This is a genomic window from Streptomyces achromogenes (assembly GCF_030816715.1).
Lineage (GTDB): Bacteria > Actinomycetota > Actinomycetes > Streptomycetales > Streptomycetaceae > Streptomyces > Streptomyces achromogenes_A.
In genome coordinates, this window is sequence record NZ_JAUSYH010000001.1 from 7,907,319 (window position 1) to 7,925,158 (window position 17,840).

The 17,840-nt window shown below is 74.1% G+C and carries 19 protein-coding genes; 12 read left to right on the forward strand and 7 right to left on the reverse strand.

Features of this window, described 5'->3' with window-relative positions; all coding sequences use genetic code 11:
* The first annotated feature begins 83 nt into the window (after positions 1-83).
* Both QF032_RS35200 and QF032_RS35205 read left to right on the forward strand, forming a co-directional pair.
* Positions 84-428, forward strand: coding sequence for an ArsR/SmtB family transcription factor (locus tag QF032_RS35200; protein ID WP_307048250.1), 345 nt, complete (start codon positions 84-86; stop codon positions 426-428).
* A gap of 123 nt (positions 429-551) precedes the next feature.
* Positions 552-740, forward strand: coding sequence for a hypothetical protein (locus tag QF032_RS35205; RefSeq protein ID WP_307048252.1), 189 nt, complete (start codon positions 552-554; stop codon positions 738-740).
* 65 nt (positions 741-805) lie between these two features.
* Here QF032_RS35205 and QF032_RS35210 read toward each other — a convergent pair whose 3' ends face one another.
* Together QF032_RS35210 and QF032_RS35215 are read right to left on the reverse strand one after the other, a co-directional pair.
* Positions 806-1,804, reverse strand: a complete 999-nt coding sequence (locus QF032_RS35210) for a helix-turn-helix domain-containing protein (RefSeq protein ID WP_307059249.1) — start codon at positions 1,802-1,804, stop codon at positions 806-808.
* Between the two features lie 55 nt (positions 1,805-1,859).
* Positions 1,860-2,834 carry an alpha/beta hydrolase gene (locus QF032_RS35215; protein ID WP_307048256.1) on the reverse strand — a complete coding sequence of 325 codons (975 nt, stop codon included), beginning with the start codon at positions 2,832-2,834 and terminating at the stop codon, positions 1,860-1,862.
* Between the two features lie 224 nt (positions 2,835-3,058).
* On the opposite strand from QF032_RS35215, the gene QF032_RS35220 reads away from it, so the two are divergent.
* A complete protein-coding gene (locus QF032_RS35220; RefSeq protein WP_307059251.1) occupies positions 3,059-4,030 on the forward strand; it encodes a TerC family protein in 972 nt (323 codons plus the stop codon).
* A gap of 52 nt (positions 4,031-4,082) precedes the next feature.
* Here the strand turns inward: QF032_RS35220 and QF032_RS35225 are convergent, their stop codons facing one another.
* Both QF032_RS35225 and QF032_RS35230 read right to left on the reverse strand, forming a co-directional pair.
* Entirely contained in the window at positions 4,083-5,030 is a 948-nt protein-coding gene (locus tag QF032_RS35225; RefSeq protein ID WP_307059253.1) for an FkbM family methyltransferase, read from the reverse strand.
* A gap of 211 nt (positions 5,031-5,241) precedes the next feature.
* Positions 5,242-5,805, reverse strand: coding sequence for an NAD(P)H-dependent oxidoreductase (locus QF032_RS35230; RefSeq protein ID WP_307048260.1), 564 nt, complete (start codon positions 5,803-5,805; stop codon positions 5,242-5,244).
* Positions 5,806-5,905: 100 nt separating this feature from the next.
* On the opposite strand from QF032_RS35230, the gene QF032_RS35235 reads away from it, so the two are divergent.
* From QF032_RS35235 to QF032_RS35250, 4 genes are all read left to right on the forward strand, one after another.
* Complete coding sequence (locus QF032_RS35235) at positions 5,906-6,595, forward strand: TetR/AcrR family transcriptional regulator (RefSeq protein ID WP_306946583.1); 690 nt, start codon at positions 5,906-5,908, stop codon at positions 6,593-6,595.
* A 252-nt stretch (positions 6,596-6,847) separates the two neighbouring features.
* Positions 6,848-7,897, forward strand: coding sequence for a LacI family DNA-binding transcriptional regulator (locus QF032_RS35240; protein WP_307048264.1), 1,050 nt, complete (start codon positions 6,848-6,850; stop codon positions 7,895-7,897).
* 25 nt (positions 7,898-7,922) lie between these two features.
* A complete protein-coding gene (locus tag QF032_RS35245) occupies positions 7,923-9,101 on the forward strand; it encodes a 4-hydroxybenzoate 3-monooxygenase (RefSeq protein ID WP_307059255.1) in 1,179 nt (392 codons plus the stop codon).
* A 39-nt stretch (positions 9,102-9,140) separates the two neighbouring features.
* Positions 9,141-10,577: an aldehyde dehydrogenase family protein gene (locus tag QF032_RS35250; protein ID WP_306946577.1), complete on the forward strand. Its 1,437-nt coding sequence runs from the start codon at positions 9,141-9,143 to the stop codon at positions 10,575-10,577.
* Between the two features lie 52 nt (positions 10,578-10,629).
* On the opposite strand, the gene trxA is transcribed toward QF032_RS35250, so the two are convergent.
* On the reverse strand, positions 10,630-11,034 hold the full coding sequence (trxA, locus tag QF032_RS35255) for a thioredoxin (RefSeq protein WP_306946576.1): 405 nt from the start codon (positions 11,032-11,034) through the stop codon (positions 10,630-10,632).
* A 143-nt stretch (positions 11,035-11,177) separates the two neighbouring features.
* On the opposite strand from trxA, the gene QF032_RS35260 reads away from it, so the two are divergent.
* A complete protein-coding gene (locus QF032_RS35260) occupies positions 11,178-12,596 on the forward strand; it encodes a dihydrolipoyl dehydrogenase family protein (RefSeq protein ID WP_307048267.1) in 1,419 nt (472 codons plus the stop codon).
* Positions 12,597-12,609: 13 nt separating this feature from the next.
* Here the strand turns inward: QF032_RS35260 and QF032_RS35265 are convergent, their stop codons facing one another.
* Entirely contained in the window at positions 12,610-13,254 is a 645-nt protein-coding gene (locus QF032_RS35265; protein ID WP_307048269.1) for a peptide deformylase, read from the reverse strand.
* A 177-nt stretch (positions 13,255-13,431) separates the two neighbouring features.
* On the opposite strand from QF032_RS35265, the gene QF032_RS35270 reads away from it, so the two are divergent.
* Positions 13,432-14,832 (forward strand): PepSY-associated TM helix domain-containing protein, encoded by a 1,401-nt coding sequence (locus QF032_RS35270; RefSeq protein WP_307059256.1) that lies wholly within the window; start codon positions 13,432-13,434, stop codon positions 14,830-14,832.
* A gap of 135 nt (positions 14,833-14,967) precedes the next feature.
* Here QF032_RS35270 and QF032_RS35275 read toward each other — a convergent pair whose 3' ends face one another.
* On the reverse strand, positions 14,968-15,339 hold the full coding sequence (locus tag QF032_RS35275; protein WP_307059258.1) for a tetratricopeptide repeat protein: 372 nt from the start codon (positions 15,337-15,339) through the stop codon (positions 14,968-14,970).
* Between the two features lie 308 nt (positions 15,340-15,647).
* Between QF032_RS35275 and QF032_RS35280 the strand changes: the two genes are divergently transcribed.
* The 3 genes from QF032_RS35280 to QF032_RS35295 all read left to right on the forward strand — a co-directional run bounded on the left by QF032_RS35280 (position 15,648) and on the right by QF032_RS35295 (position 17,667).
* Entirely contained in the window at positions 15,648-16,787 is a 1,140-nt protein-coding gene (locus tag QF032_RS35280) for an aromatic ring-hydroxylating oxygenase subunit alpha (RefSeq protein WP_307050460.1), read from the forward strand.
* 321 nt (positions 16,788-17,108) lie between these two features.
* Positions 17,109-17,423 (forward strand): DUF6400 family protein, encoded by a 315-nt coding sequence (locus QF032_RS35290; protein ID WP_307048274.1) that lies wholly within the window; start codon positions 17,109-17,111, stop codon positions 17,421-17,423.
* Positions 17,410-17,667 carry a hypothetical protein gene (locus QF032_RS35295; protein ID WP_306946555.1) on the forward strand — a complete coding sequence of 86 codons (258 nt, stop codon included), beginning with the start codon at positions 17,410-17,412 and terminating at the stop codon, positions 17,665-17,667. Before QF032_RS35290 ends, QF032_RS35295 begins: the two co-directional genes overlap by 14 nt.
* Positions 17,668-17,840 lie beyond the last annotated feature (173 nt).

Below are 17,840 nucleotides of genomic sequence, written 5' to 3' on the forward strand. Positions count from 1 at the left end.
GGGCAACCCGCCGGAGCGGCACGCGGCCGGCCCGACCGGTGGGTGCGGGGCGGGAAGCGGCGAGTGCGGGACGAGGAGAAGGCATGGCGAAGGGGACCGAGGGCGGCAGTCACCGCGCGGCGCCGGTGCACACGGACCCGGGTGAGGTGCCGGTCCTGACCGCGCTGTCCGCGCTCGCCGACCCGGTGCGCATCCAGCTGATCCGCGAGCTGGCGGGCTCCGCCGACTGGACGCGCAGCTGCGGCGGCTTCGACGTGCCGGTCGGCAAAGCCGCGCTCAGTCACCACTTCGCGGTGCTGCGCGGCGCCGGCCTGGTCGAACAGCGCGACGAGGGCCCGAGGCGGACCAACCGGCTGCGCCGCGAGGAGTTCGACGCCTGCTTCCCCGGCCTGCTCGACCTGGTGCTCCGCGGCGACACCGCCGACTGACCGACGCGCCGCCTGGCCGATCCGCGACTGACCGGTCCGCCGACCGGTGCGCGCCGCCTGGTGTGCGGCTGACCGATGCGCCGTCGGGCCCGGCCGCGTCGCGCAGGCCGGGCGGCGTCGTCCGTGCTACGGGCGCGGCCAGGGGCGTCCGCCGTCGCCTCCGAGGACGGGTTCCGCACCGCGCTCCTCGTCGGCGGCGGGCTCGCGCTGGTCTCCGCGGCCATCGCGGCCGCCATCCCCGCCGCGCGCGCCGCGACCGTGGGCGAGGACGTCGCGGACCGGGCGGCCGAGCCCGAGCAGGCCAGGATCTGAGCTGACCGGGAGCACGGCGTGGACGGTACGGCCGGCTCGGAGGGGAGCCCGCCGCCGCCCGGCTGCTACGGCCGGGCCAGTCGTCGCATCGTCAGCGCGAGGTGCAGCCGCAGGCGGCCCTGCGGGGTGCGCACCGGCCAGCCCAGCAGGTGCTCGGCGTGTGCCAGCCGGTCCTGGAGCGTGGAGTGGTGCACGTTGACCTCGGCGGCCGCCGCCCGCAGGCTCGCCGTCGCCGTGACGGCGTACAGCGTGGTCAGCAGCCAGGGCGCGTCCGCGGCGGCGGTGTCGAGCGCCCGGACGTCCGGCGGCGGGTCGGCGCCCGGCGCGATGAGCTCGGCCAGCAGCGCGATCCCGCCGAGATCCTCGGCGGACACCACCCGGGGCCCGGGATCGAGCGCTCCCCCCTCCGCGGTGAACCGCAGCGCGGTCCGGGCGGCGTCCCACGACCCGGGCAGCTCCAGCACGGGCACGGCCGGGCCGATCCCGGTGCGGACGGCGGGCGGCTCGGCGGCGACGGGCGCGGCGGGCGCGGGGACGACCCCGGGCCGGCCCGCCGGGGTGGCGAGGGCGCGGGCCGGTGCGAGGAGGTCGAGACCGAGACGGCGGGCGGCGTGCAGCCTGGCCGGTTCGGCGGCGGTGGCGTCCAGGAGCGTCTCGACGAGGGCGGGATCGTCCAGTGGGGCCCGGCCGCGGGTGCGGTCCAGGACCAGCCGGGCCGCGCCCGCGGCCCGCTCCAGGATCACCGCGTCGACCACGCTCGGCGTCGCGTCGGCGCGTTCCAGCCAGAGGGCGGGCGCCCCGTCCGGGGTCAGCGCGGCGGACGGCCACGCGGGGTCCGGCGGCAGGCCGCGGTCCCGCCGGACGCCGTCGGGCTCGACCCGGATCCGCACCCGCCGCTCGGCGTCCACGAGCAGCGCGGGCACCCCGGCGAGCACCGCGGCCCCGCGCACCAGCGCCTCGACCCCGGCGCGGCCCTCCGTCAGCCGGTCGAAGTACGCGATGACGCGGACGGCGGCGCCGGCGTCCGGGTCCAGTGCCGTCAGGCGCCCCGCCAGCTCTTTCATACGGTCATCATGCGGCACGCACCCCTCGGTGAGGAGAGCCGAGGCACCGCCCCGGCTACTCGGCCAGCAGCCTGCGCAGCCAGTCCAGGTGGGCCGCGCGGGCCGACTTCGACAGGGTGGCCTGTGGTGCGAAACCGTCGAAGCCGTGGAAGCCGCCCGGCCACACGTGCAGTTCGGCGATCCCGCCGGCCTGCCAGATCCGGGAGGCGTAGGCGACGACCTCGTCCCGGAAGGTCTCGGCGGAGCCCACGTCGAGGAAGGCCGGCGGCAGCCCGGACAGGTCCTCGGCGCGGGCGGGCGCCGCGTACGGCGAGACGTCCGGGCCGCCGCGCGCCGCCCCGAGCAGCGCCGTCCAGCCGGTGTCGTTGGCGGTGCGGTCCCACACGCCGAGGCCCGCCATCTGGTGGGAGGAGACGGTGTCGTTGCGGTCGTCCAGCATCGGGCACATCAGCAGCTGGCCGATCGGCCGCGGCCCGCCGCGGTCGCGCAGCAGCAGGGCGAGCGCGGCGGTCAGCCCGCCGCCCGCGCTGGTGCCGGCGATCACGATACGGTCCGGGTCACCGCCCAGCTCCTTGGCGTGCTCCGCCGTCCACAGCAGCCCGGCGTACACGTCCTCGACGGGCGCCGGGTGCGGGTGCTCGGGCGCGAGGCGGTATTCCACCGACACCACGACCAGGTCCAGCGCCCGCGCCCAGTCCAGCGCCACGTCCACGCCGGCCCGGTTGTTGCCGAGGACCATGCCGCCGCCGTGCACGTGGTAGACGACGGGACGCGGCCGGTCGGGGGCCGGCGCGGCGGGGCGGCAGATCAGCAGGGAGATCTCGGGGGCGCCCTCGGGCCCCGGCACGGTGCGGTCCTCGACCTCGAAGGCGCCGCCCGCCGTCAGGTCCAGCTGGGACAGCAGCGCCAGGGCCGGGCCCTGGCGGATGGCCTCGATGTCCTCCATGGCCATGCCCGGCTGGATCATGTCCTTGATCAGTTCCAGCGCGGCGGCGAGTTCCGGGTCGAACGGCGGTGGGACGGATGTCATGGCGTCTCCTCGACGGGGCGGCTCCTGCGGCCATGGTCCGCGCACCCGCGCCCGGCGGAGCGCCGCCGTTCGGCGGAACCTGCCCGCCGTTCGGCGGGTGGCACCCGGCATGCGCCCGCGCCCTTGCCAGTACGTGACCTTCTGTTCATCTGTGAAGGGTGGACAACCGGCGGTTCACACGACAACGATTTTCACCCCCCACACCGGCACCAGGAGTATCACCCGTGAACGTCTCCCTCACCGTCTGGCTGTTGACCGTCGCGGCGCTGTGCGCGCTCGTCGCCGTCGACTTCTTCATCGGCCGCAAGCCGCACGACGTCTCGGTCAAGGAGGCCGGGACCTGGACGATCGTCTGGGTCGTGCTGGCCTGCCTGTTCGGTCTCGGCGTGTTCGTCTTCGGCGGCGGCAAGCCGACGGGCGAGTTCTTCGCCGGGTACATCACCGAGAAGTCGCTGAGCGTGGACAACCTCTTCGTGTTCGTCCTGATCATGGGCAAGTTCGCGGTGCCCTCGCAATACCAGCAGCGGGTCCTCATGGTCGGCGTGCTGATGGCCCTCGTGCTGCGCGCCCTGTTCATCGCGGCCGGCGCGGCGATCATCTCGACGTTCTCCTGGGTCTTCTACCTGTTCGGCGCGTTCCTGATCTGGACGGCGTGGAAGCTGATCCAGGACGCCAAGAAGGGCGCGCACGAGGAGGAGTACGACGAGAACAAGCTGCTCAAGGCGGTGGAGAAGCGTTTCGGCGTGGCGGACCGCTACCACGGCACCAAGCTGTGGATCGAGCAGAACGGCAAGCGGGTCATGACCCCGATGCTGGTCGTGATGCTGGCGATCGGCTCCACGGACGTGCTCTTCGCCCTCGACTCGATCCCGGCGATCTACGGGCTGACCGAGGACCCGTACATCGTCTTCACCGCCAACGCCTTCGCTCTGATGGGGCTCCGCCAGCTGTACTTCCTCATCGGCGGTCTGCTGAAGAAGCTGGTCCACCTCAGCTACGGCCTGTCGATCATCCTCGGCTTCATCGGCGTCAAGCTGCTGCTGCACGCCCTGCACGAGTCCGGGGTGCACGTGCCCGAGATCGGCATACCGTTCTCGCTCGGCTTCATCGTGCCCGTCCTCGCCGTGACGACCTTCACCAGTCTGCGGGCGGCCGGGCGGCAGGTGGAGGCCGCGCCGGACACGTCACCGATGTGACGGATCCGCGGCGCGGCCCCCTCGAGACGGCTCCTCCGGCAGGGGGCCGCGCCTAGACGGTGGGCGCCGCGGCGGCCCGCATCAGCACGCAGTCGAACTCGATCACCCGCCCGGTCGTCGCCTCGCGGGTCACCGGATACATGCCGGTGATGCCGAACCCGGCCGCCTCGTAGCGCGCGACGGCCTCGCCCATGCCGGGACTGCCCTCGTACAGCTTCAGCACGGCCACCTCGGACTGCATCCCGACGAACTCCGCGATCCGCTCCCCGGCCCCGCCGAAAACCTCGAGGTCATAGCCCTGGGTGTCCATCTTCAGGTAGGGGCGCGGGTCGGCGAGGCCGGCCAGTGCCTCGTCCATGACCTCGTCCAGCCGGCGGACGCGGATCTCCTCCGTGTCGTCCTTCGCGAAACGGCTGTAGCGGCCCTTGCCGTACTCACTGGCCGGCAGCAGGGAGTTCATCGTCTTCCAGCCGGTGTGGATCCGCGCGGTCGACTCCTCGCGGCCCAGCCCGCACCGGTGCACCTGCCACTGCGGGTCGTCCTCGGCCGCCTTCACCAGCCGGGCGAACGTCGCCGACGTGGGCTCGAACGACACGATCCGCCCCGTGTATCCGGCCCTGCGCAGCCCCTTGGCGTACTGGCCGGTGTTGGCGCCGACGTCGAACACGCAGTTCACGCCGTAGAGCTCGAGCATCGCGGCGACATGCTGGGTGCAGAGGTACGCGGCGGCCGCCAGCTGCGTCCCGCGCTCGTCCCGGCGGGCCGAGGGGTCCATGAGAAGCACGGCGCCGCTGTCGCCCAGCCGTACGGCCTCGTCCTCGGCGGCCTCGGAGCGGGCCGCGTCGCCCGTCGGCCGCAGGACCCAGGTGTCCTTGCCGGCGCCGGTCACCCGGTACGGGCCGCCGCGCCGGGAGACCACCGCCTTCCCCGGCCCGAGGTCGGTCACCTGGACGCCGATGCGCGGCATCAGATCGAGCAGTCGTCGATAAAGGGTGCTCATCTCCCCAGCCCTATCAGACGGGACGGCCCGCGGTCTGCGGCTTGACCGACATTCGCCGCTCCTCTCACCCGACCCGGAAGCACGCGCACGCCGAAGGGGCCCGGAAACGCGTTCCGGGCCCCTTCGGGTGTGCTGCCGCCTCGCCGGCCGTTCCCGGCCCGGCGTGCCACAGGTCGGGGCGGCCGTCGGTCGGCGCGGCGCCGGCCGGGCGTCAGGCTGCGGCGGCCTCGCCCGCGTGGCCGTGCAGACGGGCGACGACCTCGGTCAGCTGGGCGGCGACCTCGGCGTCGTCGACCGGGTGGGTCTCGGCGAAGCGGGTCAGCGAGCCCGGGATGGAGAGCTTGAGGTCCTCGATGACCCTGCCGCCGGCGATGCCCACGGCCTTGCGGGCCTCGTCCTGCGCCCACACGCCGCCGAACTGGCCGAACGCGGTGCCGATCACGGCGGCCGGCTTGCCGCCGAACGCGCCGGCGCCGTAGGGGCGCGACAGCCAGTCGATGGCGTTCTTGAGGACGGCCGGGATCGTGCCGTTGTACTCGGGGGAGAAGAGCAGGAAGGCGTCGGCGGCCTGGGCGGCCTCGCGCAGCCGGGCGGCGGCGGCCGGGACGCTGCCTTCGACGTCGAGGTCCTCGTTGTAGAACGGGATCTCGGCCAGGCCCTCGAAGAGGTCGACCTCCGCGCCCTCGGGAGCGACCTTGACGGCCGCCTCGGCGAGCTGGCGGTTGGTCGAGCCGGCGCGAAGGCTGCCGACGAGCGCGAGGATGCGGACAGACATGGGTACTCCCAGAGGCTGAGACACTGCGTCAATTGATCCGGACCGGGGTCCGTTTAATGTTCTAGCACCCTAACCGGACCGCGGTCCAGTTTCATTCCCGATGCTTTACGCTGGCGTCATGTCCGCCGTGCTGCCCCCGTGTCCCGAGCCCGAGGAGAGCGCCGCCGAGCCGGAGCTGCTGCAACTCGGCCCGGCGGGTGACGAGCCGTGTCTGCGCGCCGACGCGGCCCGCAACCGGGCCAGGCTGCTGGACGCCGCCGCCCGTCTGATCGCCGAGCACGGCGCGGCCGGGGTCACGATGGAGGCGGTGGCGAGCGCGGCGAACGTCGGCAAAGGGACCGTCTTCCGCCGCTTCGGTGATCGCACGGGCCTGCTGAACGCCCTTCTGGACCACTCGGAGAAGCAGTTCCAGGCGGCCTTCCTGAGCGGCCCCGCGCCGTTGGGGCCGGGCGCGCCGCCGGTGGAGCGGCTGCGGGCGTTCGGCCTCGCGCTTCTCGCCCGCTCCGTCGACCAGCTGGATCTCCAACTCGCGGCCGAGCCGGGGCCGGACCGCCGGCACTCGGTCCCGGTGCGCCGGGTGCATCACCATCACCTGGCGATGCTGCTGGAGCAGGCGCTGCCCGACGCGGACGGCGAACTCCTCGCACACACGCTGATGGGATACCTCAACCCCGTGCTCGTCCACCACCTCACCCGGCAGTGCGGCATGCCGCCGGAGCGTCTGGAGGCGGGCTGGAGCGACCTGGTCGACCGGGTCACGGGCGAGCACCGCCGGACGGGCGCCGGGTGACGCGCTGCGACCCACCGGCTCGGGGCCGGGTCGGGCAGAGGCCCGCCACGGCCTGCCACGCGCGGAGGCGAACCGCCCGGCGCCACGCCCGGCGGATAGCGCCGCGGCGGCCGCGCCGAGCCGCAGCAGCGGGAACGGTGGTAGCGGCGGCGCCGCGCAGCGTGTGTCGACGCCCCGTCCCGACCGTGTCCGTTGACGGATCGTCGGATTCGGCCTCCCCCGCCCGGGACCCGGCTCGCGGCTTCTGCCAAGATGCGGTACGTCATGGTGCAGATACCGAACAAGCCCGCGTCGACGATGCCGCCGGCGCCGCGCCCCGTGCCCACGAGCGCCGACGTGGCCCGCCTGGCCGGAGTCTCGCGCGCGACCGTCTCCTACGTCCTGAACAACACCAGCGCCGTACGCATCAGCGAGCCCACCCGCCGGCGGGTCCGCGAGGCCGCGAGGGAACTCGGGTACGTGCCGCACGCGGCCGCCCGCACCCTGCGCGCCGGGCACAGCCGGATGGTCCTCATGCCCACCCTGCCGGTGCCGGCGGGGCCGCTCTACAGCCGGTTCGTGCACGACTTCCAGGGCGCGATGAGCCGCCTCGACTACACGGTCGTCCAGTACGGCGCGAGCGGTGTGGGCGGTGACGAGGCCGCCCGCGCGTGGGCGGAGCTGCGGCCCGTCGCCGTGCTGGTGCCCGGCACCGGCATCGGACCCGAGGGGGTGGCCATCCTCAAGCGGTCCGGCGCCCGGGCGGTGGTGACCCTCGGCCCCGAGGCCGTCGAGGGCGCCCACGCGATGCTCCTGGACCAGGCCGACGTCGGCCGGGGCGCCGCCGGGCACCTCCATGCCCGGGGGCGCCGCCGTATCGGGGTGGTGGTCCCCGAGGAGCCCGGCATGGAGCTGTTCTCCGCGCCCCGCCTCGCCGGCGCCCGTGAGGCCCTGCGGGGCGCCGACGCCACCGTCACGGAGCTGCCGCTGGCTTACACGGAGGAGGCCGCGGACGCCCTCGCGGCGCGCTGGCGGGGTCTCGGCCTCGACGCCGTGTTCGGCTACAACGACGAGTACGCCATGCTGCTGTTGCGCGCCCTGCGGGACGCCGGCCTGCGCGTTCCCGAGGACGTGGCCGTCATCGGAGCCGACGACCTGCTGCTCGGCCGGCTGCTGCGGCCGCGGCTCAGCACCGTGCGGATCACGCTGCCCTTGGGCCGCGAGCTCGCCTCCCTGGTGGACCGGGCGGTCCGCAACCCCGCGGCCGCCCCCGAGTCGCACGCGCTGTTCTCGGTCGCCGTGGTGCACCGCGACTCCAGCTGAACTACCGTCCAGGGGGAGGCACGCCATGCGCACCACGGTCGGCATCATCGGCGGCGGCCCGGCGGGGCTGCTGCTCGCCCGCCTGCTGCACCGCGCGGGAATCGCCTGTGTCGTGCTGGAGAGCAGGACGCGCGCCTACGCGGAAGGGCGTCAGCGCGCCGGAATGCTGGAGCAGGGCACGGTCGACGCGCTGCGCGCGGCCGGCGCCGCCGACCGGCTCGATGTCGAGGGCATGGTGCACCACGGCATCGAGCTGCGCTTCGACCGTGAACGCCATCACCTCGACTTCCCCGCCCTCACCGGCGGCCGCACGGTCACGATCTACGCCCAGACGGAGATCGTGAAGGATCTCATCGCCCTCCAACTGGCCGACGGGCCGCCCCTGTTGTTCGAGGCGGAGGCGCTCGCCGTCGAGCAGCCGCAGAGCGAGGCGCCCGTCGTGCGGTTCCGGCACGAAGGCCGGCAACGCACCCTGCGCTGCGTATGGGTGGCGGGCTGCGACGGCTCGCACGGCGTCGCCCGGAACGCCTTCCCGGCGGCCTCCGGCCGCACCTACGCCCACGACTACCCGTACTCCTGGCTCGGCGTCACCGCCGAAGTGCCGCCCTCCTGCGACGAGTTGATCTACGCACGCCACGCCCGCGGCTTCGCCCTGCACAGCATGCGCTCACCACGGGTCTCCCGGTTCTACCTCCAGGTCCCCCGCGGCACGAGCCTGCGGGACTGGTCCGACGAGCGGATCTGGGACGAACTCGCCGCGCGTTTCGCCGTGGACGCCGACTGGACGCTGCGCCGCGGTCCGATCACCGCCCGGTCCGTGACGGAGATGCGCAGTCTCGTCCACGAGCCGATGCGGCACGGCCGGCTGGTGCTCGCGGGGGACGCCGCCCACATCGTCCCGCCGACCGGCGCCAAGGGACTCAACCTCGCCGTCTCCGACGTCCGGCTCCTGGCCCGGGCCTTCACCGAACTGCACGCCCACGGGTCGGCGCGACTCCTGGACGGGTACTCGGACCTGTGCCTGCGACGTGTGTGGCAGGCGACCCGGTTCTCCTACGACATGACTAGGATGTTGCACGCTCAACCAGATGGGGATGCGTTCGACCACCGGATGCAGCTCGCCCGGCTGCGCCGGATCACCGCATCCCGCCACGCGGCCGCCGAACTGGCGGCGAACTACACGGGACTTCCCCTCTCCCCGTGAGAGCGGCGAAGCCCGCGGGTCACCGATCGGAGAGCCCCCATGCCGTTGCTCGACCCCACCAACTGGCAGCCCCGCACCCTGTCGGGACCGCGGTACACCGTCACCGAGCCCGCCACCGGCGAGCAACTGGGCACGGTCGTCCTGGCGGCCGGCGCGGACGTCGCGCCGGCCACCGAGGCGGCCCGCGCCGCGCAGACCGAGTGGGCCCGCGTCCCGCACTTCGTCCGCGCAGGAGTGCTGCGCCGGGCCGGCGACCTGTTCGCCGCGCACGCCGAGGAACTGCGCGAGTGGATCGTCCGCGAGTCGGGCTCCATCGCGGGCAAGGCCGACTTCGAGCTGCACGTCGCGGCCCAGGAGTGCTACGAGGCCGCCGCCCTCGCCTCCCGCCCGGCCGGCCAGGTCCTGCCCAGCGAGGCGCCCCGGCTGTCGTACACCCGGCGGGTCCCCGTCGGCGTCGTGGGGGTGATCTCCCCCTTCAACGCCCCGCTGATCCTGTCGATCCGCTCCGTCGCGCCCGCCCTCGCGCTCGGCAACGCCGTCGTCCTCAAGCCGGACCCGCGCACCGCCGTCTGCGGCGGACTGTCGCTGGCCGCCGTGTTCGCGGAGGCGGGACTGCCCGAGGGCCTGCTGCACGTCCTGCCGGGCGGCGCCGAGACCGGGGAGGCCCTGGTCGCCGACCCGCGCGTGCCGGTCATCTCGTTCACCGGCTCCACCGCGGCCGGCCGGTCCGTCGGCGAGGCGGCCGGACGTCACCTCAAGCGCGCGCACCTCGAACTCGGCGGCAACTCCGCCCTGATCGTGCTGGAGGACGCCGACCTCGACGCGGTCATCTCCACGGCCGCCTGGGGCTCGTTCTTCCACCAGGGCCAGATCTGCATGACCACCGGCCGCCACATCGTGCACGCCTCCCTCTACGAGGAGTACGTGGAACGGCTCGCGGCGAAGGCCGACGCGCTCGCCGTCGGCGACCCGCACCGCGCCCAGGTGCACCTCGGGCCGCTCATCGACGACGGCCAGCTCGCCAAGGTGCACGGCCTGGTCGAGGCCAGCACGGCGGCCGGGGCGAAGCTCGCCGCGGGCGGCACGCACCAGGACCGCTTCTACCGGCCGACGGTCCTCGCGGGCGTCGGCGACGACACCCCCGCCTACGCGGAGGAGGTCTTCGGACCGGTGGCCCCCGTGCGCCCCTTCACCACGCCGGACGAGGCGGCGGCACTGGCCGCGCGCAGCTCCTACGGGCTGTCGCTCGGCATCGTCACCCGTGACGCCGCCCGCGGCCTCGACCTGGCCGAGCGCGTCCCGACCGGCATCGTGCACATCAACGACCAGACCGTGAACGACGAGGCCGTGGCGCCCTTCGGCGGCGTGGCCGCCTCGGGCACCGGCGCCCGGTTCGGCGGCGAGGCGAACCTGGAGGCCTTCACCGACGTGCGCTGGACGACGGTGCGCGCCGACGTGGCACCGTACCCGTTCTAGACCGAGGGCCTTCCGAAGGAGGAGGCACGCGCAGATCCCGCCGCCCGGGCGGTCACTCGCCCTGGGCGGCCGGGGACTCGCCCGCCGCCGCCTTCGCCTGCTGCTCCTCGATCGACCTGCGCACCTCGTCCATGTCCAGCCGACGCACCCGCCCGATGACGTCCGTCAGGGCGGCCTCGGGCAGCGCGCCCGGCTCGGCGTACACGGCGACCCGGTCGCGCACGATCATCAGCGTCGGGATCGACTGGATGCCGAAGGCCTGGGCCAGCTCGGGCTGGGCCTCGGTGTCCACCTTGCCGAACACCAGGTCGGGGTTCTCCTCGGCCGCCTTGTCGTAGACCGGGGCGAACTGACGGCACGGCCCGCACCAGGACGCCCAGAAGTCGATCAGGACGAAGTCGTTGTCGGTGACCGTCTGGTCGAAGTTCTCCTTGGTGAGCTCCACGGTGCTGCTCATGACCTGATTCCTTCTTCCCGGAGTTCCAGTCGGGTGCGTCCCGACAGGAGGTGAAGCCGCCCCTCACAACGCGCGCGGCCGGACGCGTATTCCGCGCCCCTACCCGTGTGGCCACCCGCCACACCACCCACCAGACTGACCCCATGACGGAAACGGAAACCAACACGTACGACGTCGTGGTGCTCGGGGCCGGGCCCGTGGGGGAGAACGTCGCCGACCGCACCCGCGCGGCCGGCCTCACCACCGCGGTCGTGGAGAGCGAACTCGTCGGCGGCGAGTGCTCGTACTGGGCCTGCATGCCCAGCAAGGCCCTGCTGCGCCCGGTCATCGCCCGCGCCGACGCCCGCAGGCTGCCCGGCCTGCGTCAGGCCGTGCAGGGTCCTCTGGACGCCGACGCGGTCCTCGCCCGCCGCAACTGGTACACCGGCGACTGGACGGACGACGGCCAGGCCGACTGGCTCAAGAGCATCGGCGCGGACCTGCACCGGGGCCACGGCAGACTGACCGGCCCGCGCACGGTGACGGTGGGGGACACCGTGCTCACGGCCCGCCACGCGGTCGTCGTCGCCACCGGCACCCGCGCCGCCCTGCCCGACCTGCCCGGTCTCGCCGACGTCCGGCCCTGGACGAGCCGGGAGGCCACCAGCGCCCAGGCCGCGCCCGGCCGGCTCGTGGTGGTCGGCGGGGGAGTCGTCGCCACCGAGATGGCCACCGCCTGGCAGGCCCTCGGCTCGCAGGTCACTCTCCTGGTGCGGGGCAAGGGCCTGCTCGACCGCATGGAGCCGTTCGCCGGCGAACTCGTCGCCGAGGCGCTCACCGAGGCCGGCGCGGACGTGCGCACCGGCACCTCGGTGGCGTCGGTGACCCGCACGGACGGCGTGGTCGTGGTCGTCACCGACACCGGGGAGCGCATCGAGGCGGACGAGATCCTCTTCGCCGTCGGCCGCGCCCCGCGCACCGACGACATCGGCCTCGAATCGGTCGGCCTGGAACCAGGCTCCTGGCTCGGCGTCGACGACAGCCTGCGCGTCACCGGCACCGACTGGCTCTACGGCGTGGGCGACGTCAACCACCGTGCCCTCCTCACCCACCAGGGCAAGTACCAGGCCCGCATCGCGGGCGCGGCCATCGCCGCCCGCGCCGCCGGAACACCCCTGACGCAGAACGACCCGTGGGGCGCCCACAGCGCCACCGCCGACCACGAGTGCGTCCCGCAGGTCGTGTTCACCGACCCCGAGGCGGCCTCCGTCGGCCTCTCGCTCGCGGAGGCCGAACGGGCCGGACACCGGGTGCGGGCCGTCGACGTCGACATGTCGTCGGTGGCGGGGGCCGGCCTGTACGCCGAGGGCTACAAGGGTCGCGCCCGGATGGTCGTCGACCTGGAGCGGGAGACCCTGCGCGGGGTCACCTTCGTCGGTCCCGGCGTCGGTGAGCTGATCCACTCCGCGACTGTCGCCGTCGTCGGCCAGGTGCCGATCGCCCGCCTGTGGCACGCCGTCCCGTCCTACCCGACGATCAGCGAGGTGTGGTTGCGCCTGCTGGAGGCGTTCCGGGACAACTGACCGGACAACCGGCCTACGGCAGTTCGAAGTCCAGCGCCCGCGCCGCCTCGGCCGGGGTCGGCTGCGCCCACCGCCGCAGGACGTTGGGGTCCGCGGCCAGCGAGCGCGGTTCGGCCCGGTCGAGGTAGAGCATGCCGTCGAGGTGGTCCGTCTCGTGCTGGACGATCCGGGCGGGCCAGCCGCCGAGCACCTCGTCCAGCGGCCTGCCGTGCTCGTCCTCGCCGGTCAGCCGGACCTCCGCGTGCCGGGCCACCACCGCCTGGTAGCCCGGCACGCTCAGACAGCCCTCGAAGAACGCGGCCCGGGCCGAACCCACCGGTTCGTACGACGGGTTGACCAGCACCCGGAACGGCTGGGGCACCCTGCCGCGGGCCTGCCGCACCTCCTCCGGCACCGTCGCCGGGTCCTCGACGACCGCGATCCGCAGCTCCACGCCGACCTGCGGCGCGGCGAGACCGACGCCGGGCGCCGCGTGCATCGTGCGGCGCAGCGCCTCGACGAAGCGGGCCAGCAGCGCCGGGTCGAGCTGACCCTCGTAACGGGCCGTGCCCACCCGCAGAACGGGATCTCCGGCCAGCACGAGGGGCAACGGGCCGCCGGGCGCGAGGAGTTCCTCGATCCGTTCGGCAAGGGGGGCGAGGGGACGGGGAGATGCCATCGAGCCAGCATGCCACGGCCGCACCCGACGTGACGCAGGTCACTCGAAGTGGGGGGAACTCGCCGGCGCCGCCCCCCGACTACCGGAGCGCACGGCCGAGCACGGTTTTCGTCCCGGCCTGGGTTCCCGCCCACGTACCCCGCCCCGTTCGCTCCCCTTTCCCCGGAGAAGCCGCCGATGTCCACCGCTCCCTCCCTCACCGCGGAAGAGGCCCCGCAACCGGCGGCCCCCGAGCCGAAGTCCCGCGGCCCGTGGGCCGCACTGCGCCCCCTGGTCCTGCGGCTGCACTTCTACGCCGGCGTGTTCGTGGCGCCCTTCCTGCTGGTCGCCGCCGTCACCGGCCTGCTGTACGCCGCCTCGTTCCAGGCCGAGAAGCTCCTGTACGCGCACGAGATGACGGTGCCCGTCGGCGACGCGAAGCTGCCGATATCCCGGCAGGTCGACGCGGCCCGCAAGGCCCACCCGGAGGGAACCGTCTCGGCGGTGCGCCCCTCACCCGAGGACGACGCCTCCACCCGCGTGATGCTGTCCGGCGTCGAGGGGGTCGGCGCCACCCACGCCCTCGCGGTGTTCGTCGACCCGTACACCGGCGAGGTGCGCGGCGCGCTGGAACAGTACGGTTCGACGGGCGCGCTGCCGCTGCGCACCTGGATCGACGAGTTCCACCGCGACCTCCACCTCGGTGAGAACGGCCGCCTCTACAGCGAACTCGCGGCGAGCTGGCTCTGGGTGATCGCGGGCGGCGGGGTCGCGCTGTGGTTCTCCCGCCGGCGCGCGCAGCGCAAGGTCCGCGGGGTCACCGGACGGCGCCGCACGCTCGGCCTGCACGGCGCCGTCGGCGTGTGGGCGGCGGCCGGCTTCTTCTTCCTGTCCGCGACCGGTCTGACCTGGTCGGCGTACGCGGGCGCCCACATCGACGAGCTGCGCACCTCGCTCGGCCAGGCCACCCCGTCGGTGTCGGCCGCCGCGAGCGGCGGCGACCACGCCGGCCACGACGCGGCGTCCAGGGCGGGCGGGGACGGCGCACACGGCGTGGGTCTCGACAAGGTCCTGGCCGCAGCGCGCGCCGAGGGCCTCGGCGACCCGGTCGAGATCGTCCCGCCCGCCGACGCCTCGTCCGCCTACGTCGTCAAGCAGGTGCAGCGCAGCTGGCCCGAGAAGCAGGACGCGGTCGCGGTGGACCCGGCGTCCGGGGAGGTCACCGACACCCTGCGGTTCGCCGACCACCCGCTGCTGGCCAAGCTGACCCGGTACGGCATCGACCTGCACACCGGCGTCCTGTTCGGCCTGGCCAACCAGATCGCGCTGATGCTCCTCGCGCTCGCGCTGATCCTGCTGATCGTGTGGGGCTACCGGATGTGGTGGCAGCGCGGCCGGGGCGGCGCGTTCGGCCGGCCGATCCCGCGCGGCGCCTGGGCGCAGGTTCCGCCGTACGTCCTGGTCCCGCTGATGGCGGCGGTCGCCGTGGTCGGTTACCTCGTCCCGCTGCTCGGCATCCCGCTCGCCGGGTTCCTCGTGGTGGACGTCGTCCTCGGCGAGATCGCGCACCGGCGCGACCGGCGGACGTCCGTCGCCTGAGCCGTCGCGGACGGCGTGAGCGGCCCGGCGGTGAGCAGTCGTCACCGCCGGGCCGCTCACCGTCGGGGCCGTCCACTGCCGGCCCGCCCGGCCGTCCGGGGCGGTGACCGTCCCGGACGGTGGGGAGCCGGGCCGTCAGTCCTGCGGGAAGTCGCCCGTCAGCGCCGAGGCGATCCGCAGGTGGGGTCCGGCCTCCGCGTGCCGGCCCTGCCGCTCCAGGGTGCGGCCCAGCATCAGCCGGGCGTAGTGCTCGACCGGATCGCGCTCGACGATGAGCCGCAACTCGGACTCGGCGCGGCGCAGTTGGGCCGAGTGGTAGTAGGCGCGGGCCAGCAGCAGGCGCGGACCGGTCTGCTCCGGCGCCTCCTCGACCAGGCCGGCCAGCACCCGGGCCGCGGCGGTGTACTCGCGCGCCCCGAAGAACAACTGCGCCCGCTCCCAGCGTTCGGCCGGCGTCCCGTGGGAGTAGTACTCCTCGGTCCCGCCGCGTGCCCTCTCGTACCTCATGTCCACTGCCGACCTCCTTCGGAGCCGTCAACCGAACCGCATAGTTGAAAATTCCACTACGAGGCGCGGCGGCTCCGGTGCCGGGGCCCGCCCCGTGGTGGGCGCCCGGTCCCCGATGTTCGCCCCGGCGCACGCCGGGCGGGGCTCCTCGCGGGTGCCCGGCACGCTCGGCCGTCCGGGTGGTGGCCTGCGGGGGCCGTGAAGCCTCGGCGCGCGAGGGGGACGTATGGCCTCTGAGCGCCGGTGGACGGACCCGCCCCGAGTGCCCGATCGCCGGCACGGACGCGAACAGGGAAAGGGACAAGGCAATCGAGACTGAATCCGCGAGCGGTCCGTATCCGTCGCTCGAGCACAGGAACGGAGCGGTCCCGGACCTCCGGCGCCGCGGGATCGACCCGGACTACTGGTATCCGGTCGCCGTGTCCCGGAGCGTGGCGAGGAAGAAGACGTTCGCCGCCCGGTTCGCGGGGGAGCGGATCGCCCTGTACCGCGGCGAGGGCGGCACGGTCTTCGCCCTGGAGGACCGCTGCGCCCATCGTCAGGTGCCCCTGAGCATGGGCGTGGTCGAGGGCGAGGTGCTGCGCTGCTGCTACCACGCCTGGGCCTACCGGGGGAACGGCCGCATCTCGCAGATCCCGTACCTGCCCAAGGGCGTGGGCCGGCCGCCGCGGGGCGTGCGCGCCTATCCGGTCCAGGAGGCCTACGGCCTGGTCTTCGTCTTTCCCGGCGATCCCGAGAAGGCCGCCGCGACGCCGCTGCCCGACCTGCCCGAGTTCGGTTCGGCCCGGCACATGACCATGACGTTCTCGCGCACCGTGCGATGCCACTACTCGTTCATGCACGAGAACCTGCTCGACATGAACCACCAGTTCCTGCACCGGGGCGTCCTCGGCAGGATCCGGCCCGAACTGCTGGGATTCGACACGGGCCCGGACTTCGTCGAGGCGCGGTACCTGTTCGTTCCCGCGGGAGGGAAGAAGGACCGGGGCGCGGGTCTGCTGTCCGCCGAGGGCCTGGGCGGAGGTTCCTCGCCAGACGTCATCACCGTCCGCACCCAGTACCCGTACCAGACGCTGCGGGCGGTCCCGGAGAAGGCCGAGCTCCCGGCGTTCTCCCTGTGGGCCGCCTACGTGCCGCAGGACGCCGAGCAGCGCGTCAACCACACCTTCGGACTGCTCATGATCGCGAAGCCGCCGATCCCGGGTGCCCTGCACGCCGCCCGGCCGTTCATCCGAAGGTTCACCGAACGGGTCTTCGCGGAGGACCGGATGGCCGTCGAGGCCGAGCAGCGGGCCTGGGACGAGCAGGGCGAGGACCGCAACCAGGAGGTGTTCCCGCTGATCCTGCGCGTCCGCGACGTGCTGCGGAACAACGGGGTCCCGCTGCGCCCCACCACGGCGCGCGCCGGTGCGGGCCCTTGCGGAGGCGGCGCCGGCTGCTCGCCCTGACGCCGGGCGGGCCACCGGCGGTTCGCCGGATCGGCGGGCGCGGCTCGGCCCTCGTCGACGCACGGGTCAGGACCCTGGCAGGCGGGGATGCGGCCGGTGAAGGTGGTCGAGCCGGGGGCGCTCTGGAGGGCGACGCGGCCTCCCTGGGCGTCGGCCACCGCCGCGACGATCGACAGGCCGAGGCCGGTGACCGGACGCCGACACCCGTCGCCGACACCCTCCCGGCCCCGACGGCGGTCGCGTATCCGGCGGGGTCGGCCCGCTGTGACTTCTCCCACCTGCTCTTGCCGGGGCGCGGAGCGCTTACCTACGTTCGGTCGCATGTCCTCCCATGGCGACGCCTTCCCCGCCGAACCCGACGAACCCGCCGAGACGCGCGGGCCTGCCGCGGACCGGCCCGGCGCGTCCGCCCTGGTCGGCCTGGACATCGACCTGAGCTCGCACGAAATGCTCCGCCGCGCCCATGTCCTGGACGCCCTCGGGGCCGCCTGGGACCCCCTCGCCGCGCTGCGCGGCGAGGAAGCGGCGTACGAGCTGCTCTACTCGGGCCTCAGCCCGGAACAGCAGCGGATGTACGACGAGCTGGTCTCGGCCGGTGTCCTCCCGCGCGGAGGGGGCGGCCATGCTGCCGCTTGACCCGCAGGCCGACATCGGGCGTCGCGCCTGGGTGCCCTGCCCGAACTGCGACGACCGTCGCGGCTGCGCTGCCTGCGAGCAGGGGCGCACCTGCTCCGAGCACTGGCGCTATCTGCTCTCCCACGCCGGCAGCCTGCTCCACCTGCAGTGCCGGTCCTGCACCCACATCTGGACGCACGAGACCCACTTCGGCGCCACCCGCTCCCCGTGGGAGCGCATCACCAGCGGCCTGCGCCGACGCTGACCGCGCACGACGGCCGGTCTGACCGGCGGTGTGCTCACCGTCCCCGGCCGTGGGAGGCCGGACGGCGCATCGGTGCCGACTTTCGGGTGACCCCACCGTCTGTCGCCGGGGACGGCGGACCCGCCCTGGCCGAGGATCGCGGTCGGCGGACATCCCTGCCTGCCGTTCTCCCG

Coding starts and splice junctions, on each gene's coding strand:
- QF032_RS35260 (WP_307048267.1), top strand. CDS start 11,178: ATGACGGAAACGGAAACCAACACGTACGACGTCGTGGTGCTCGGGGCC.
- QF032_RS35230 (WP_307048260.1), bottom strand. CDS start 5,805: ATGTCTGTCCGCATCCTCGCGCTCGTCGGCAGCCTTCGCGCCGGCTCG.
- QF032_RS35295 (WP_306946555.1), top strand. CDS start 17,410: ATGCTGCCGCTTGACCCGCAGGCCGACATCGGGCGTCGCGCCTGGGTG.
- QF032_RS35215 (WP_307048256.1), bottom strand. CDS start 2,834: ATGACATCCGTCCCACCGCCGTTCGACCCGGAACTCGCCGCCGCGCTG.
- QF032_RS35270 (WP_307059256.1), top strand. CDS start 13,432: ATGTCCACCGCTCCCTCCCTCACCGCGGAAGAGGCCCCGCAACCGGCG.
- trxA (WP_306946576.1), bottom strand. CDS start 11,034: ATGAGCAGCACCGTGGAGCTCACCAAGGAGAACTTCGACCAGACGGTC.
- QF032_RS35265 (WP_307048269.1), bottom strand. CDS start 13,254: ATGGCATCTCCCCGTCCCCTCGCCCCCCTTGCCGAACGGATCGAGGAA.
- QF032_RS35245 (WP_307059255.1), top strand. CDS start 7,923: ATGCGCACCACGGTCGGCATCATCGGCGGCGGCCCGGCGGGGCTGCTG.
- QF032_RS35250 (WP_306946577.1), top strand. CDS start 9,141: ATGCCGTTGCTCGACCCCACCAACTGGCAGCCCCGCACCCTGTCGGGA.
- QF032_RS35210 (WP_307059249.1), bottom strand. CDS start 1,804: ATGAAAGAGCTGGCGGGGCGCCTGACGGCACTGGACCCGGACGCCGGC.
- QF032_RS35235 (WP_306946583.1), top strand. CDS start 5,906: ATGCTTTACGCTGGCGTCATGTCCGCCGTGCTGCCCCCGTGTCCCGAG.
- QF032_RS35290 (WP_307048274.1), top strand. CDS start 17,109: ATGTCCTCCCATGGCGACGCCTTCCCCGCCGAACCCGACGAACCCGCC.
- QF032_RS35240 (WP_307048264.1), top strand. CDS start 6,848: ATGCGGTACGTCATGGTGCAGATACCGAACAAGCCCGCGTCGACGATG.
- QF032_RS35275 (WP_307059258.1), bottom strand. CDS start 15,339: ATGAGGTACGAGAGGGCACGCGGCGGGACCGAGGAGTACTACTCCCAC.
- QF032_RS35200 (WP_307048250.1), top strand. CDS start 84: ATGGCGAAGGGGACCGAGGGCGGCAGTCACCGCGCGGCGCCGGTGCAC.
- QF032_RS35225 (WP_307059253.1), bottom strand. CDS start 5,030: ATGAGCACCCTTTATCGACGACTGCTCGATCTGATGCCGCGCATCGGC.